Origin of the sequence: Methylobacterium sp. WL18 (genome assembly GCF_008040015.1) — a bacterium.
Classification (GTDB): Bacteria; Pseudomonadota; Alphaproteobacteria; order Rhizobiales; family Beijerinckiaceae; genus Methylobacterium; species Methylobacterium mesophilicum.
In genome coordinates this window covers 1-325 of the sequence record NZ_VRVD01001371.1, presented here as the reverse complement: position 1 = coordinate 325, position 325 = coordinate 1, and the positions used below count along the sequence as shown (strand labels likewise).

Genomic DNA, 325 nt, shown 5'->3' with positions numbered 1-325 from the left:
GCGATGCCGGTCTCCCGCTCCTCGACCAGGGAGAGCGCCCCCTGCATCGCGGCAAACAGCAGGAACACCGCGGTGATCGCGCCGGCGTAATAGCTGACCCGGGCATTGGCGGTGCCGGCGGCGGTGCTCCGGCGCTCGACGAGCGAGGCGAAGCTGAACGGCTCCTTCCTGGCGCGCTGCTCGGCGAAGGCCTCGTCGAGGAAGCGCCGCTCGTCCGGGCCGATCTTTCCGGTGCGCTCCACGTCGGCGACGATGCGCGAGAGCACGACGTCGGGCAGCGCCTCGTTCAGCACGCGCTGCAGCTGGCCCAGCGCGATCGGGGTCG

1 pseudogene is annotated in these 325 nt (G+C 72.0%); it reads right to left on the bottom strand.

Annotated elements, in window-relative coordinates:
• Window positions 1-325: pseudogene (locus tag FV228_RS32800) on the bottom strand (ABC transporter permease); the annotation flags it as partial.